Here is a 16164-nt window from a genome sequence, read left to right on the forward strand (position 1 = left end):
GGGCGGGGGCGGCCGGGGCGTTCAGCGCCTCGGCGCGGCTCATCGCTGCCACCGCTTGACGACGGCGGACAATCCGCCGGGCATGATCCGGATGACGACGATGACGGCGACCAGCAGGCCGATCTGGCCGAACAGTTGCCCGTACCAGGCGGTCAGGCTGGCCTTGATGATGGCGAGGATCGCGGCGGCAGGGGCGGCGCCCAGAAAGATGTCCGCACCGCCCACGACCACGGTCACGAAGCTCTCCACGATGAAGGTCGCGCCCATCGTCGGCACCATCGTCATGGTCGGCGCATAGAGCCCGCCCGCCAGCCCGGCCAGCCCCGCACCCAGTCCGAAGGTCAGCCCATAGATGCGCCGCGTGTCGACCCCAAGCGCACGCGCCATGGCGGGCCGCTGGATCGTCGCGCGGGCGATCACGCCGAAGCGGGTGTGATAGAACAGCAAATACAGCCCGCCCAGAAGGCCCACCGCCGCGGCGAACAGCACCAGCCGGTAAAGCGAATAGGAGCGATCCCCCAGGGCCATGCTGCCCAGGGGCGTGCCCACCCCCTGCATGGTCGGCCCCAGCAGGATCAGCACGCCCTGCGTGGCGATCAGGCTGATCCCCCAGGTGGCGATGATGCTGTCCATGGGCCGGTGATACAGATGCCGCATCACGGTGCGTTCAAGGACCATCCCGATGGCCGCCGCCGCCAGCGCCCCGCACAGGATGGCGACAGGCAGGGCCAGCCCCGCCCGCGCGGTCGCGGCGGTGACATAGGCGCCGCACATGATGAATTCGCCATGCGCCAGATTGATCACCCCCATCATCCCGAAGATGACCGCCAGCCCGGCGCAGGAGATGACCAGAAAGGCGAAGGCATCGCCGAACTGATAGGTGATGGAAAAGATCGCCGTGAAAAGCTCCACGTGCCGCGCCTCCGTCGATAGATTGATGCGTGATCCGGGCGGGACCGGCGCGGCCCCGCCCGAGGGTCCGTGTCAGGGCGCCGGGGGCGGGCTGGAGGGGGTGTATTGCGCACTGGGATCGTTCTGGGTCAGATCGCAGCCCGCATCGCCCAGCCAGTAGGGCTCGATGTTCTCCCATGTCTCGGGGAAGGTGATCGAATGGTCATCCTCGACCTTGGCCAGGAAGATGGTGTGGGACATGTGCTGGCTTTTGGGGTCCAGGCAGACATTGCCGGACGGTCCGTCGAAGCAGACATCGCCCTCGGCCAGCACGGCGCGGATCGCGTCATGATCGGTGCTGCCCGCGCGTTCCACCATCTGCTTGTAGAGATTGATCCCGATGTAGGAGTTCGCGGCCTCCTGGTTGATGTAGGGCTCGTCGGGGAACATGGCGCGGAAGCGCTCGACGAAATCCGTCGAGGCGGGGCTGTCGATCTCCTCGATATAGTTCGTCGTCACGTACATGTCGGCAAGGCTGGGCGGGGTGAAGCGCTTGTGCTCGTAGCCCTGTCCCACGTTGACGGACGACGCCATCGGCAGCCCGACATCGGCGGCGTTCGCCTGTTCGTAATACGAGGCCTGCGCCGCACCGACCAGCAGGGTCACCACGAAGTCGGCCTCGCTTTGCTGGATGTTCTGGATGGTCTGCGAGAATTGCGACACGCCGAGCGGGATGAACTCTTCGCCCGCCATGGTGCCGCCGTTCTCCTCGACGATCTGGCGCACCCATTCGGCCGAGATCTGGCCGAAGTTGTAATCCGCCGCCAGCGTGTAGACATTGGGGCCGTAGGTTTCCATCATCCACGGGATCAGGGTCGAGAACTGCTGTTCGGGCACCGCGCCCGTCACGATCATGTTGGCGTCGCAGACCCCGCCCTCGTACTGGTTGTTGTAGAAGGCCAGCCCGTCGAACTGGTTCACGATGGGTCGGTAGGCCTCGCGCGAGGCCGAGGAAAAGCCCGCGAACACGACATCGACCTCATCCTGCTGCAGCACCCGGCGCATGAATTCCTGATAGCGGCGGTTGTCGGACTGGGTGTCATAGACCACCAGCTCGATCGGGCGCCCATCGATGCCGCCGGCGTCGTTGATCTCCTTGGTGGCCAGCTCGATGGCATGGACCTTGACGGCGGTGGCGGCGGCGAAGTCGCCCGACTGGTCCTCGAGGACGCCGATCTTGATCGGGCCGTCCTGCGCCAGGGCGGGCTGCCCGGCCATGATGGTTCCTGCCAGCAGAGCGGCAAGCAGAGTGCGGTTCAGTGACTTTCTCATCTGGTCATTCTCCTGTTGGGGGCCGGGGTGTCGGGGCGGTCATCGGCGGGGACCCAGGGGTGCGCGGAAGGCTCCGCGGCGTGAGGGGTCAAAGCCAGATGCTCGCGCGCCAGTTCGTCGATGGGCAGGCGCCGGTTCATGGCGGCCAGCCGCAGCCGTTCGTATGCGTCGTCATGGTTCAGGCCATGTGCCAGCATCAGGTTCAGGACCGCCCGGGTGACGATCCGGCGACCCGCCATGCGCTGGCGCAGGCTGTGGATCTCGCGATCCGCCTTGCGGCGCCGGTCGTGCTCGTTCACCGCCAGCAGCAGGGCGGTGAACACCCCGGAACTGCGGATCGGCTTCATGATGTGGCTGGCGCAGCCCTGGGCCACGACACGGGCCAGCTGGCTGGGCGCCTCGCTGCCGATCAGCGCGATGCAGGGCAGGGCGTCCGGCGCCGCACGGGGTGGCAGCCCCTCGGTGACCATGTCGGCCAGAACGATGTCGCTGCCCGCCAGCGCATCAGGCAGGACCGCGTCCTGCGGGTCGATGGTGCGCACGTCCAGTCCCAGCCTGCCCAGCACGCCGACCAGCATCTGCCGGTTGGCATCCTCGGCATGGATCACCAGCGCCCGCAGGCCACGGAAGTTCTTGGTGATCGCGCCCTTCATCGCACCACCTGCAGGTGGGCGGGGGCCTGCCGGGGGGCGACGTCCCCAAGGCTGGCCCAGACCAGATAGGGGTCGGGCCAGACCGGCGCGGGGTCTTCGTGCAGGATGTCGAAGGTTCCGTGATCGGTCGAGCGGCCGATGCGCGGGCGCAGGCAGCAATGCAGATTGTCGGGATCGACCGTCACCAACCCCTGCGGCGCCGCGAACCGGATGCCGCCAAGGGCTGCGCGCATTTCGGCGAAACCCGTGGACCCGGCCTTTGCCACGGCCAGCGCCAGCAGGTGGATGGCGATATAGGCGGCCTCGGCATCCGCGCAGGCCCGTCCCAGATGCGCGTAATGCCGGTCCCATTGCGCGGTGAAGCGGTCGTTCGCCTCCGACCGGATGGTCGAGAAATAGACCGACGAGGACAGATGCCCCGCCGCGCTGTCCCCGATCATCGGCAGTTCCGCCTCGGACAGGCTGCAACTGGCGATGGGCAGCGCGCGTGGCTGGTCGATCCCTGCCGCGGCCGCTTCTGCCCGCAGCAGCCGGAAGAATTCGTAGCAGGAATGGCCGATCAGCGTCGTGAAGATGAAGTCGGGCCGATCCGACACGATCTGGCGGGCCACGGCGCGCAGATCCGTCTCACCGACCGGGAAATACCGCTCTCCGATGACGGCGCCGCCGACCTCGGACAGGGCCTCGCGCAGGATGCGGTTGTTTTCCCACGCCCAGATGTAGTTCGAGCCGACCAGCCAGCCCCGCTTGCCGTGATGGCACAGCAGGTGGCGCACCAGGGGGATGATGTGCTGATTGGGTGCCGCACCGGTATAGACGACGTTCTCGCTGGTCTCGAACCCCTCGTAATGGGACGGGTACCACAGCAGGGCGTCGTTCTTTTCGAACAGCGGCAGCACGTCCTTGCGGCTGGAGGACGTGTAGCAGCCGAGGACGTGGGTCAATCCCCGGTCGACCAGCAGCGCCTGCATGGCCTCGCCATAGGCGGACTGCACGCCTCCGGGATCGATGGCCACGGGGTGGAGCGTGACGGCGGCCTGCCGGTCGGCATTCACCTCGGCGATGGCCAGGTCCGCGCCGGCGCGCATCGACCGACCGACCGCCGCGTAAGAGCCCGTGGTCGAAAGCACGATCCCGATGTCCAGCTGCCGTCTCGTCATCGCCGGGTCCCACCAAACAAAAAGCCCCCATGGCGACAAGACTGTCGCTCAGGGAGGCCATGTTGCCTTGCGCATCATGCGCTGTGTTCAGGAATTCAGGTCGAAGCCGCATCGTTGAGGCTGGCATCAGGACACAAGACCGGAGAGGGGTTTGTCAACTTAAAACGAAATGCCAGCCGCCCCAAACACGAGCGATCCGCAAACGCCGAAAATTTTTGCACCCGTTGTGAAGAACCTGCATCACGGGCATGTTTTCCGGGCAGCGTCACCGTCTGTCTCCCGGATCAGCCACAGCGTCCTGTTACCGGTCCAAGGCCCGGAAACCGCTGACGTCATCTGCAGGCGTGGATCCGGCAGTCGTCTGCAGAAGATCATCCATCAAGGCGACGCGATCTAGGCCTACCTCCGAGACACCGCAGGCTTGTTGCATAATTCGGATTACCCCAAGCCCGGCAACGCCATCCGTTTGTCGATAAAAAACCTGCCCTACCACCCCGGGATCAGGTTCTTGAGGCGCTGCAGGCCGCGCCAGCGGCTGGAGGGGCGCTCGGGGTCCAGCAGCTGGCTTTCCTCGAACAGCGCCTGCTCGATGCCGTTCACCTCGGGGATCTCGAACAGGACCAGCGACCGGCCCTCGGACCGCAGCGCCTCGATGGCGCCGATCAGCGAGCCGTCCGCGTGGGCGACGGCCTGTTCCACGTCCTCAATGGAGACGCCCAGATGCTCGGCCAGCAGATCGTGGCGCAGGCGCAGGATGGCCGTGCGGGTCTCGTCGCGGATCGCGCCGTTCATCGCGGCGTCGATGCTGAGATCGCATTCCGTGTCGAAGCCGAGCGAGCGGTTGTTCAGGTTCGACGAGCCGACCTTGAGGAAGCGGTCGTCGACCACCATGACCTTGGCATGGACATAGATCGGGTTCCGCTGCTGCGTGACCGGCGTGTAGAGGCGGAAGCGGCCATGCTGGTCTGCTTTCGTCACCAGCCCCATCAGCAGCGCCCGGGACGAGCCCATGACCTCCTCCTCCAGCCACCCGTCGGCCTCGTCGGGGTTGACCACGACGATCTCGGGGCCGTCGGGTTCGCGCAGACGGGCGGCCATCGCCTCGGCGATCTTGCGCGAGGCGAAATACTGGCTTTCGATATAGATCGTGTGTCGGGCGGCGGCGATGGCGGCCAGGTACAGCGCCTCGATCTCGTGGACCGGCTCGCGGCCGTCATGCTCGGGCGCGGTGCGCGACAGGGCCACGTCGACATCGCAGAGCAGCGGCACCAGCCGGTCGGGCCAGCCGCTGTCCGAGGGCGGCGGCGGGTCCAGCACCTCGCCGGTCGCGCGGTGCCAGCGGTCGCGGGCCAGATCGCCCAGCACCCGCGCCACATCGCCGTCGACGGCGGTCGAGACGTCGTGCCACGGCCCGTAGCTGCGCTTGGTCGAGGGGCGCACCCGCCCCGGCTCTTCGTCCAGATGCGCGCGGGTGTCCCACCGGTCGCCGGTCATGTCGATGCCGCCGCAGAAGGCCAGCGCGTCGTCGATCACCACGATCTTCTGGTGATGCGCCGATCCGACCGGATGAGCGCTGTCCAGCTGGAAGTGGATCCGCTTGTCGGTCATCCAGTTCAGGATGACCAAGGGCGTGGTGCCCCGCCCGAGCGCGTTCATCGCCCCCAGGTTCCAGCGCAGGACATGGACCTGCAGGTCGGGGTTCTGGTCGACCACCCAGGTCAGCAGGTCGCCCAGCTTGTTGGGCACGTCCGAATCTTCCGAGGGGCGGTCCAGTTCGATCCGCGTGTCGAAATCCCACCCGATCAGCAGGATGCTGTGGCGCGCCGTCTGGATGGCGGCGCGGATGACGGCGAAATAGTCCTCGGCATCGATGATGACCGCCAGACGATCCGCCCGCGCCACCTTCCAGCATGTGTCGCCCTCACGAAGGACGGACGGTCCTGTCACCTCGGTCATTCCCGGCTCCTGCAGTCGTCAATCCGCAGGTCTAGCACAGTCCGACGTGAACGGCCATGTTCACGGACGGACCATGCGCCCGAAGACGCCGCGACCGCCGTGCCCCTAGGCCCCGGGCTTGCGGACCGCCTTCATCGCGGCGCTGCCCAGCAGCACGAGCGCCAGCGAGACCTCGGCCCCGGCAGACAGCGGCCTGCCGGCCGCGCGGTCCGCATCGGGGTCCGATTGATCGTCCCGACGGTCCGTGCCTTTCGGACCCTCGCCCGAGGGGGGCGTGTCGGCCTTGACCGCATCGCGCTGGCCCATCGGCTCGGGGGCGCCGGTGGTCGTGTCCTGGGCCGTCTGCTGTTCGGTCTCGGCGTTCAGCTCGGCCCCTGCCAGCACCACGAAGGCCGACAGCCACATCCAGGTCAGCAGGATGATGACGCCGCCAAGCGTGCCGTAGGTCTCGGTATAGCTGCCGAAATTCTGCGCATAGACCGAGAAGGCCATCGTACCCAGGATCCACAAAGCCGTCGCCGACACCGCGCCCACGCTGACCCAGGCCCACCGGGGATTGGCCCGCGACGGGCCGAAGCGGTAGACGGCGCCCAGACCCAGCATGGTCAGCACCGCCAGCACCGGCCATTTCAGCCAGCCGATGGCCGTGCCGACCGCCGGGGGCAGCCAGCCGAAGGCCGCCAGCGAAGGCAGCAGGATCACCAGCGCCATGCCCGCGATCAGCCCCAGGATCAGGCCCAGGGTCAGCGCGATGGCCGTCAGGTACAGCCGGACGGTGCCGCGCGTCTCGTCCTCGTCATAGGCGATGTTCAGCCCTTCCATCAGGGTCATCACGCCCTTCATCGCGCCGTAGAGCGCGATGACGATGCCGAATAGGGCGACCAGCCCGGTGCCCGTCTCGTCCCCGCCCGAGACCTTGGCGATCTGGTCCTGCAGGATGGTGGCGGCCTCGGCGGGCAGCATGTCGGCCACCGCCGCTGCCTGGCTGGCGATCTCGGCCGGGTCGAAGACCAGACCGGCGATCGAGATCATCGCGACGATGGCCGGAAAGATCGCCAGCAGCGTGTAGAACGCGATTCCCGCCGACACGACCGAGATGTGGTCCTTGGCGATCTCGGCCTTCACCCGCATCAGGATGTCCTTCCAGCCCGAGGCGGGAATATGCGTGGGGGCCGAGGCGGCCTGGCCGCTGTCGGTGTCGGTCGTGTGGGTCATCGTGGCTCGTTCTCCTGCAGGGCGCTCCGTCTTGGGGCTGTATGCTGGTCAACGAAGTCGTGAGCGGCCGCATGGTTCCTTGGCGCGGGCCGTCCCGCGGCGCGGAGGGGCCTCAGCCGCGCGGATCATGCGCGCCCTCGGTCCCCCCGGACGCGATGCGGATCGCGCCCGCGCAGCCGAAGATCGGCGACAGGGCGGGCAGTTCGGCGATGTCATGGCCCAGGGCCTGCAGGGCGGCGATCGCCCGGGCCCCAAGCGAACCCTCCAGCTTCAGGCTGTCGCGGCTGTCCGAGAAGGTCCGCCCCAGCAGGAAGCGCGGCTCGGCCAGCGCCTCCGCCGGGGACAGACCCCGGTCGATCAGCGCGCTCAGCAGCACCGCCAGCGTCTGCGGCTGGCCGTCCGCGCCCTGCGTGCCGTAGAGCAGATGCGGCCGCCCGTCCTTCAGCGCGATGCCGGGGTTGAGCGTGTAGAAGGGTCGCTTGCCCGGCGCGATGCGGTTCGGATGACCGGGCGCGGTCGCGAAGCCCGCGCCGCGGTTGTGCCACAGGATGCCCGTGTCGCCCACGACCACGCCGCTGCCCCAATCGAAGAAGGTGCTTTGCAGCACGCTGGCGCAGCGCCCCTGCGCATCCGTCGCGGCGAAGAAGACCGTGTCGCCATGGCGGGTCACATGGGGCCAGGGCAGCGCGCGGTCGGCGCGGATCGCCGCCGCCTTGGCGTCCAGCCGCGCGGGCGCCAGCAGGGCGGCCGGGTCGACGGGCACATGGTCGGGATCCGCGATGCGGTCGCGGTCCAGGAAGGCCTGTTTGACCGCCTCGACCAGCAGATGGGTGCGGGCGGCGGGGTCCCCGGGCAGCGGCCATCGGTCCAGGATGCCCATGATGGCCAGCGTCGTCAGGCCCTGCGTGGGCGGCGGCGGGGCCAGCAGCTTGAGGCCGCGATAGGTCTGGGACAGCGGCGCGGCGACCCGGCTGCGGGTGGCGGCCAGGTCGGCGGGGCGCAGCGGCGATCCGGCCTGCGCCAGCCCTTGGGCCACGCGCCGGGCCGCCGCGCCGTCATAGAAGCTGCGCAACCCGTCGCGCGCCAGCAGCGCCAGCATCTCGGCCAGCTGCAGCTGACGCAGAGGCCCGGCGCCGCCCTGCCCGAACAGGGCCGCAAATCCCGGCCAGCCGGGCCAGTCGTCGCGCCGGAAGTCCAGCCAGAAGCGCTGGCTGGCCCCCACCGCGAACCCGTCGCGGGCCAGGGCGAGGGCGGGGGCCAGCAGGTCCGGCACCGCGATGCCGCCCTGCCCCTCTGCCCGGTCTAGCTGCAACGCCCGGTCCCAGGCATCGACGGCGCAGGCGGTGGTTAGCATCGCGCCGGGCCCGCGCATCGGCAGCGCATCGGGCAGGTCGGGCAGCACCTGCGGCGCCTGCCCGATCCCCATCAGCGCGGCGGACCGGCCGTCGCGGTCGGCCAACAGCCAGACGGCATCCCCGCCCAGACCGCAGAAATGCGGCATGACCACCGCAAGGACCGCGCCAATGGCGACGGCGGCCTCGGCGGCGGTGCCGCCTTGGCGCAGGATGCGGGTCCCGGCCTCTGTGGCCAGGGGATGGGGGCTGATGGCCAGGGGCTGCATGAAGATCCTTGGGGTTGCGGCGTCAGGCCAGTTCGACCACGGCCTCGATCTCGACCAGCGCATTGGCGGGCAGAGAGGCCACGTTGACCGCCGTGCGCGCATGCCGCCCGGCATCCCCCCACAGGTCGATGAACAGCTGCGAGGCGCCGTCGACGACGAACGGCCCCTCGCCATAGCCCGGCGGGGCGGCGACGAAGCCGCCCACCCGCACCACCTGCGCCACGCGCGACAGCGACCCCGCCACCGCGCGGATGGAATAGAGCAGGTTCAGCGCGCACATCCGCGCGGCCTCCTGCCCCTGGGCACGATCGAAGCCAGGCCCGACAGGCCCCAGATAGCGCGGCACCCCCTCCCATTCGCAGATCTGGCCCGACAGGAACAGCAGGTTGCCGGTGATCTTGCCGGGCAGGAACAGCGCGCGCGAGGGCGCCGACGGCGGCAGCGCCAGGCCAAGCGCGGTCAGGCGGGTTTCGATGGGGCAGTCGGTCATGGGGTCTCCTTGAGGCTCGTCAGCTCCTGGGCCAGCGCGATCAGCGACAGGTCCGATCCGCGCGGCCCGATCAGGGACAGCCCGAAGGGCGCCCCGTCGATCCATCCCGCCGGAAAGACCACCTGCGGCAGCCTCGCCATGCCCGCCACGCAGAGAAGCCGCTGCGCCTCGTGGCGGAAGCGGTCGAAGACCTCGACCGGCGCATCCAGCCGGAAGGGCGCATCCTGCACCACCGGCGCCAGCAGGACGCCGCTGCGGGCCAGCAGCCGGTCCAGATGGGCGGCGAAGGCGTCGCGGGACGCGCGCCCGTCCGCGATCTGATCGGGCGTCAGCGCCTCGGCGGCATCGGCCCGCCCGTCGATGCCGCGCACCAGGGGCATGCGGGACTGCCGGATGAAGGGCAGGATCGTCTCCTTCGCATCCGCCATCACGGCGGTCAGGAAGGTGGCATAGGCGACCTCGACCCCGTCGGGATAGACCGTCACCTCGCGGGCGGACAGCGCGCCGAAGCCCTGCTGCCAGATGCGTTGCGCCGCCGGTCCCAGCAGCGCCAGCATGTCGCGCGGCACCAGCAGCCGGGGCGCCGTCAGCGGGGCCGCGTCCCGGTCCAGCACCGCCGCCGCCGCCAGCGCCAGGGTGGCGCCGTCGCGGGCGAAGATCCCGCAGGCGTCGAAGCTGGGGGCCAGCGCCATCGCGCCGGCCATCGGGATCAGACCATGCGTGGGCCGCCATCCCCAGATGCCGCAGAAACTGGCAGGTGCGCGCACCGACCCGCCCGTGTCCGAGCCGATGGCGATGTCGGCCAACCCCCCCGCCACCGCCACCGCCGAACCCGAGGACGATCCCCCCGGGATCCGCCCGGGCGCGGCGGGGTTCACCGGCGTGCCGAAATGCGCGTTCATGCCGTACATGGACCAAGCCAGCTCGTCGGTATGGGTCTTGCCCACGAACCGCGCGCCCGCGTCCAGCAGCGTCTGCACGGCGGGCGCCGTGGCGTCATGGACCGGGCTTTGCGCCAGCCAGCTCGGACAGCCCGCCCCGGTGCGATGGCCCGCGACATGGAAGATGTCCTTGACCGCCAGCGTCAGCCCGGCCAGCGGCCCGTCGGCCGCATGGGCCACGGGGACGGGCGGATAGGGCATGAAGGCGCCGAAGGGGTCGTCGCGCATCGTCATCGGCCTACTCGGCGGCCAGGGGCTCGCCCGCCCGCAGGCAGGCCACGCGGCGGCGCGGCGCGGGCGACTGCATCGGCGGCAGCGCCTCGCGGCAGGCGGGCAGCACCAGCGGGCAGCGCGGCGCGAAGGAACAGCTGTCGGGCCGCACCTCCAGCGAGGGGGGCGCGCCGGGGATCGCGTCCAGCCGCTGCCCGCGCGCCACGTCGTGCAGGTTCGCGGCCAGCAGCCCGCGCGTGTAGGGATGCTGAGGGTTGCGGATCACCTCGCGGGTGGTGCCCTCCTCGACGATCTGGCCCGCATACATGATGGCGATGCGTTCCGAGATCTCGACCGCGACGCCGATGTCATGGGTGACGAAGATCACCCCCATGCCGAACTCCGCCTGCAGTTCGCGCAGAAGCAGCAGGATCTGGATCTGCACGGTCGCGTCCAGCGCCGTCGTCGGCTCGTCCGCCAGCAGCAGGCGCGGGCGGCAGGCCAGGGCCAGCGCGATCATCACCCGCTGGCGCATGCCGCCCGACAGCTCGTGCGGATAGCTTTTCAGCCGCCGCTCGGCCGACGGGATGCGGACGCGGTGCAGCATGTCCAGCGCCACCTCCATCGCATCCTCGCGGCTGACGCCCTTGTGGCGCATCACGGTCTCCGCGATCTGCTGGCCCACGGTATAGACCGGGTCCAGCGCCAGCCCCGGATCCTGGAAGATCATCGACACGTCGCCGCCGCGATAGGCGCGCAGGGTGCGGCCCGACAGCGTCATGATGTCGGTCCCGTCGAAGTCGATCTCCCCGGACAGGTCGGTGCGCTTTTCCGGCAGCAGCCGCAGCAGGGTCTTCAGCGTCACGCTCTTGCCCGATCCGCTTTCGCCCAGCAGGGCCAGCGTCTCTCCGGGCATCAGGGTCAGGGACAGGTCGTTGATGGCATGGACGGTGCGCCCGCCCTTGAAGCGCACGTTCAGGTCGCGGATCTGCAGCAGCGGCGTCATGCGGGCACCCCCTGCCCGGCGCGCGGATGGCCCGAGGACGCATCATGCAGATGGCAGGCCACCCAATGCGCCGAGCCCGCGCGCATCGGCCCCAGGGCCGGGTGCCGGACCTTGCAGACATCGGCGGCGAAGGCGCAGCGGGTGTGGAACCGGCAGCCCGGCGGCGGGCCGATCGGGTTCGGCGGATCGCCGGTCAAAGGCGGCTTCTCGGTGCGGTTGTCGGGGTCCATCGAGGGCATCGCCGAGAACAGCGAACGCGTGTAGGGATGGGCCTGCTCGCTCCAGATGGCATCGACCGGGGCCAGTTCGACGACCTCGCCCAGATACATGACCAGGATTCGGTCCGAGATATAGCGCACCACGTTCAGATCATGGCTGATGAAGATGTAGGTCAGCCCGAATTCGGCGCGCAGGTCGGCCAGCAGGTTCAGCACCTGCGCCTCGACCGACTTGTCCAGCGCCGAGACCGCCTCGTCCAGCACCACGACCTTGGGCGACATGACCAGCGCGCGGGCGATGTTGATGCGCTGGCGCTGGCCGCCCGACAGCTCGTGCGGATAGCGCCCGGCGAAGCGCTCGGGGTCCAGCCCCACGCGCGCCATCAGCCGCCGCGCCCGGCCCACCGGGTCGTCCAACCCCTGCACGCGGGCGCCGAAGGCGATGCTGTCCAGGATGGTCATGCGCGGGTTCAGGGACGCATAGCTGTCTTGGAACACCATCTGGATGTCGCGGCGCAGCGCGCGCAGGCTGATGTCGCGGCCAAGCGTCTTGTCGCCCAGCACGATGTCGCCCTCGTCCCGGTCCACCAGCCCGATCAGCAGTTTCGCGGTGGTGGACTTCCCGCAACCGGATTCACCGACGATGCCAAGCGTCTCGCCCGCGCGGACGTCGAAGCTGACGCCGTCCACGGCCTGGACCACCGCCTGCGTGCGGCCCAGGATGCCGCCCTTGATGGGAAAGTGCTTCTTCAGGTCGCGCACGCTCAGCAGGGGTTTCGTGTCAGTCGCGGACATTCATCGCACTCCTCAGGCCGTCGCTGAGCAGGTTGAGGCACAGCGAGGTGGCAAAGATCATCACGCCGGGCAGCGCCGCCAGCCAGGGGTTCACATAGATGGCGCTGCGCAGCGTGTTCAGCATCAGCCCCCATTCGGGCTCGGGCGGGCGCACGCCGATGCCCAGGAAGGACAGGCCGGCCGCCAGGATCATGCAGACCGAGGTCAGCGAGGTCGCATAGACGAAGATCGGCGACAGCACGTTGCCGATCACATGCACCCGGATCACCGTCAGCGCATTGGCCCCCGAGGCCCGCGCCGCGTCGATGTAGTCCAGGGACCGCACGCCCGAGGTCACCGCCTCGGCCACCCGCGTCACCGGCGGGATGAAGACGATGGTCAGCGACACCAGGCTGTTGAGCACCCCCGCGCCGAGCGCGCCCGAGATGGCGATCGCCAAGAGGACCGAGGGGAAGGCGAAGAACACGTCCACGACCCGCATGATGATCGTGTTGGTGATGCCGCCGACATAGCCCGCGATGATGCCCAACGTGCCGCCGATGAAGAAGGCCAGCACCACCGGCATCAGCCCGATGAACAGCGTCAGCCGGCCGCCATAGATCAGCCGGGCCAGCATGTCGCGGCCCTGCTCGTCCGTGCCCAGCAGATGGCCGGGCGTGCCGGGGGCGGCCAGCCGGGCGATCATGCTGCCGCGATAGGGATCGGCCAGCCCCAGCCAGGGCGCGAAGGCCGCCGACAGGACCAGCGCCGACAGGATCGCCAAGCAGACCATCGCCACCGGATCGTGCCGCAGCCGCGACAGCACCCCAGACCAGTAGCCGCGCTCGGCGGGCGGGACGACGGGGATGTCGGTTGTCACCTGCACCATGCGCTCAGCTCCTCTTGATGCGGGGGTCGATGGCGGCCTGCGCCACGTCCACGATCAGGTTCATGGCGACGAAGAACATGGCCAGCACCAGGATCGTGCCCTGCAGCAGCGGCAGGTCGCGCTGGAAGATGGCGTTGGACAGCAGGAACCCCGATCCGGGCCAGTTGAAGACCGTCTCGATCAGGATCGACCCGCCCAGCAGGTAGCCCAGCTGCAGCCCCATGACCGACAGCGCGGTGGCGGCGGCGTTGCGCGCGACATGGCGCAGCACGTCGGCCCGGCTCATGCCCTTGGCATACAGCGCCTGCACGAAGTCCATCGACAGGATGTCGCCCGCCAGGGCGCGCACGGTGCGCGCCACGATGCCGATGGGCACCACGGCCAGCGTCACCGCGGGCAGGACCAGATGGCGCATGTGCGCCCAGTCCCAGGACCAGTCCTGCGACCCGCCCGGCCCCGCCCCCATCGAGGGCAGCCAGCCCAGGTTGACCGAGAAGATGATGACCAGCACGATCCCCAGCCAGTAGTTCGGCACCGAGACGCCGGTGATCGACAGCGCCGTCACCGCCCGGTCCAGCAGCGTGTCGCGATAGTACCCGGCCAGAAAGCCCAGGAAGGTCCCGATGGGAAAGGCGATCGCGGCGGCGGCGGCGGCCAGCAGCAGCGAGTTGCCGACTGCGCCGAAGACCTCGTCGGCGACGGGCCGGCCGCTGGCGATGGACCGGCCCATCTCGCCCTGCAGCAGGTTGCCGACCCAGATCAGGTATTGCACCGGCACCGGCTTGTCCAAGCCGTAGGCGGCGCGCATCGCCTCCTGCTGCTCGGCGGTGGCATCGACCGGCATGATGGCGGTCAGCGGATCGCCCGGCGCGATCTGCACCAGCAGAAAGCACACCACCGACACCCCGAAGGCCACCGGCAGCACAAGGATCAACCGCCTGAGAAAATAGCTGAGCACATCGCGTTCCTGGCTGTGCCGCCCCCCGGAGATCCCGGAGGGCGGCGGGTGTCACGGATCAGTCGGCCATCGTGATGGACGAGAAGTTCTGGTACCAGTTCTGCGCCTGGACATAGCCCTGCACCCGGGGCGACATGGCGCGCGGCGCGACATCGTGGGTCACCATCAGGAACAGCGCGTCGTCGACGAACTTCTCGTGCGTGCGGCGCAGCACCTCGTCCTGCTCGGTCTGGTCGAAGGTCGTCTTGATCTCCTCGAACAGGGACTGCATCTCGTCGTCGCAGTAATGGCCCCAGTTGGTGCCGTTGGGCGCGATCAGGTCGCAATCCAGATGCCGGATGAAGCCGGTGAACGGATCCTGGATGAAATAGGTGAAGTTGATCGACTGCGACCCCTCGACCGCCGGATCGGCGGCGCCTGCGCGCCACAGGTTGATCATCTGGTTCCACTCGACGACCATGAACTCGACGTCGATCCAGGCCTCGGCCAGCGACTGCTGGATGTATTCGTTCATCGGCAGCGGCAGCATCTGGCCAGAACCCGAGGGCGAGATCAGCGCCTTGACCGCCAGCCGGTTGTCGGGACCGAAGCCGGCTTCGGTCATCAGCGCCTGCGCGGCCTCCAGGTCATAGGTGATGTCGAAGGTCGGTTCCCCGAACCATTGCGATTCCGGGGTGACGAAGCCCTTGGCCGGGATCATCAGCCCGCCCAGCAGCGCGCCCATCGCCTCGCGGTCGATGGCCAGGTTCGCGGCCTTGCGCACGCGGATGTCGTTCCAGGGCGAATCCTCGGTCCGGCTGAGATGCCAGGTCCAGTTGTGCGGCAGCGCGTTCGAGGTGATGGCAAAGCCGTTGCCCTCCATCGCGGGGATCGTGTCGGGCGCGGGCGCCTCGATCCAGTCCACCTGCCCCGACATCAGCGCGGCCGAACGCGCGTTCGATTCCGGCAGCGGGATCAGCACCAGGCGGTCCAGCTGCGGGATGCGGGTGTCGTCCCAGTACTCCTCGAAGGGCACCAGCTCGGCCCGTTCGCGAGGCACGAAGGTCTCCAGCTTCCACGGGCCGGTGCCGGACGGGCTGGCCGCGACCTTTTCCCAGTCCTTGTCCATCGCCTCCCAGTTGGCCTGCGACGACATCATCACCCAGGCCAGCTGATAGGGCAGCGTGGCGTCGGGTTCGGTGGTGATGATCTCCAGCGTCAGGTCGTCGATGGCGCGATAGCTGGCGACCGCCGGCATGCGCGACTTGCCCTGCGCCGACTGGCGGGGGTCGTACTGCTCGGACCCCTCGTCCAGCAGCTTGTCGAAGTTCCAGACCACCGTCTCGGCGGTGAAGGGGCTGCCGTCATGGAAGGTCACGCCCTCGCGCAGCGTGAAGGTCCAGCGGGTGCGGTCCTCCTCGTCGGCGGACCATTCCGTCGCAAGCCCGGGCACCAGCCCCGAGGGTCCGTCGCCCTGCGTCAGGTCCCAGTTGATCAGCGCGTCATAGACCGTGTAGCCGATGAACCGCATCCCCTCGCCGCCCTGATCGGGCTGGCCGGTGGTCAGCGGAATGTCGGCGGCCGTCATGCCGATGCGCAGCGTGCCCTGCGCGACGGCGGCCTGCCCGCCCAGCACCGCCACCGAAAGCGCCAGCGCGGCGAGGCCTTTTCTCAGATGAAGCAAGGTCGTTCTCCCTCTTGGGTCCAGGTCGTGTCTGCCCGAATTCACTTGGGGCAGCTTGCCCGCCCCGCGCCGGGATGCATGCCGGAAGGGCACAGCCGGCGGGGGCCAGTCGGAAAAAGCCGCATTGCTGCCCAAATGCGGACCAGATTGCCGACAAATGGCGCAAGGCGATGATCCACGCCCCTTT

General features: G+C 69.0%; 14 protein-coding genes. All 14 read right to left on the reverse strand.

The features are described 5' to 3' along the window. Positions 1 to 39 precede the first annotated feature (39 nt). The gene (locus tag E4191_RS20075) at positions 40 to 912 is read right to left on the reverse strand and encodes an ABC transporter permease subunit (protein ID WP_139616156.1); all 873 of its coding nucleotides are present in this window, start codon (positions 910 to 912) and stop codon (positions 40 to 42) included. 72 nt (positions 913 to 984) lie between these two features. Then, positions 985 to 2223, reverse strand: coding sequence for an urea ABC transporter substrate-binding protein (locus E4191_RS20080; RefSeq protein ID WP_139616157.1), 1239 nt, complete (start codon positions 2221 to 2223; stop codon positions 985 to 987). Beyond that, positions 2220 to 2876, reverse strand: coding sequence for an ANTAR domain-containing response regulator (locus E4191_RS20085; RefSeq protein WP_139616158.1), 657 nt, complete (start codon positions 2874 to 2876; stop codon positions 2220 to 2222). The genes E4191_RS20080 and E4191_RS20085 overlap by 4 nt, the downstream gene beginning before the upstream one ends. Continuing rightward, positions 2873 to 4036 (reverse strand): transporter substrate-binding domain-containing protein, encoded by a 1164-nt coding sequence (locus E4191_RS20090; protein WP_135816600.1) that lies wholly within the window; start codon positions 4034 to 4036, stop codon positions 2873 to 2875. The genes E4191_RS20085 and E4191_RS20090 overlap by 4 nt, the downstream gene beginning before the upstream one ends. A gap of 486 nt (positions 4037 to 4522) precedes the next feature. Further along, positions 4523 to 5992 carry a phospholipase D-like domain-containing protein gene (locus E4191_RS20095; protein ID WP_139616159.1) on the reverse strand — a complete coding sequence of 490 codons (1470 nt, stop codon included), beginning with the start codon at positions 5990 to 5992 and terminating at the stop codon, positions 4523 to 4525. Between the two features lie 105 nt (positions 5993 to 6097). After that, on the reverse strand, positions 6098 to 7207 hold the full coding sequence (locus tag E4191_RS20100) for a YihY/virulence factor BrkB family protein (RefSeq protein WP_139616160.1): 1110 nt from the start codon (positions 7205 to 7207) through the stop codon (positions 6098 to 6100). Between the two features lie 112 nt (positions 7208 to 7319). Beyond that, positions 7320 to 8828, reverse strand: a complete 1509-nt coding sequence (locus E4191_RS20105; RefSeq protein WP_176562823.1) for a gamma-glutamyltransferase family protein — start codon at positions 8826 to 8828, stop codon at positions 7320 to 7322. 22 nt (positions 8829 to 8850) lie between these two features. Then, positions 8851 to 9318 (reverse strand): RidA family protein, encoded by a 468-nt coding sequence (locus E4191_RS20110; protein ID WP_139616161.1) that lies wholly within the window; start codon positions 9316 to 9318, stop codon positions 8851 to 8853. Then, complete coding sequence (locus E4191_RS20115; RefSeq protein ID WP_331459679.1) at positions 9315 to 10487, reverse strand: amidase; 1173 nt, start codon at positions 10485 to 10487, stop codon at positions 9315 to 9317. The genes E4191_RS20110 and E4191_RS20115 overlap by 4 nt, the downstream gene beginning before the upstream one ends. A gap of 10 nt (positions 10488 to 10497) precedes the next feature. Continuing rightward, positions 10498 to 11475 carry an ABC transporter ATP-binding protein gene (locus E4191_RS20120; RefSeq protein WP_139616163.1) on the reverse strand — a complete coding sequence of 326 codons (978 nt, stop codon included), beginning with the start codon at positions 11473 to 11475 and terminating at the stop codon, positions 10498 to 10500. After that, entirely contained in the window at positions 11472 to 12488 is a 1017-nt protein-coding gene (locus tag E4191_RS20125) for an ABC transporter ATP-binding protein (protein ID WP_139616164.1), read from the reverse strand. Before E4191_RS20125 ends, E4191_RS20120 begins: the two co-directional genes overlap by 4 nt. Next, the gene (locus tag E4191_RS20130; RefSeq protein WP_139616165.1) at positions 12475 to 13356 is read right to left on the reverse strand and encodes an ABC transporter permease; all 882 of its coding nucleotides are present in this window, start codon (positions 13354 to 13356) and stop codon (positions 12475 to 12477) included. Before E4191_RS20130 ends, E4191_RS20125 begins: the two co-directional genes overlap by 14 nt. A 4-nt stretch (positions 13357 to 13360) precedes the next feature. Continuing rightward, positions 13361 to 14314, reverse strand: a complete 954-nt coding sequence (locus E4191_RS20135; RefSeq protein ID WP_139616166.1) for an ABC transporter permease — start codon at positions 14312 to 14314, stop codon at positions 13361 to 13363. 58 nt (positions 14315 to 14372) lie between these two features. Next, positions 14373 to 15881 (reverse strand): ABC transporter substrate-binding protein, encoded by a 1509-nt coding sequence (locus E4191_RS20140; protein WP_228461886.1) that lies wholly within the window; start codon positions 15879 to 15881, stop codon positions 14373 to 14375. Between the last annotated feature and the right edge of the window lie 283 nt (positions 15882 to 16164).

This window comes from Paracoccus liaowanqingii, from assembly GCF_004683865.2.
GTDB classification, from domain to species: Bacteria; Pseudomonadota; Alphaproteobacteria; order Rhodobacterales; family Rhodobacteraceae; genus Paracoccus; species Paracoccus liaowanqingii.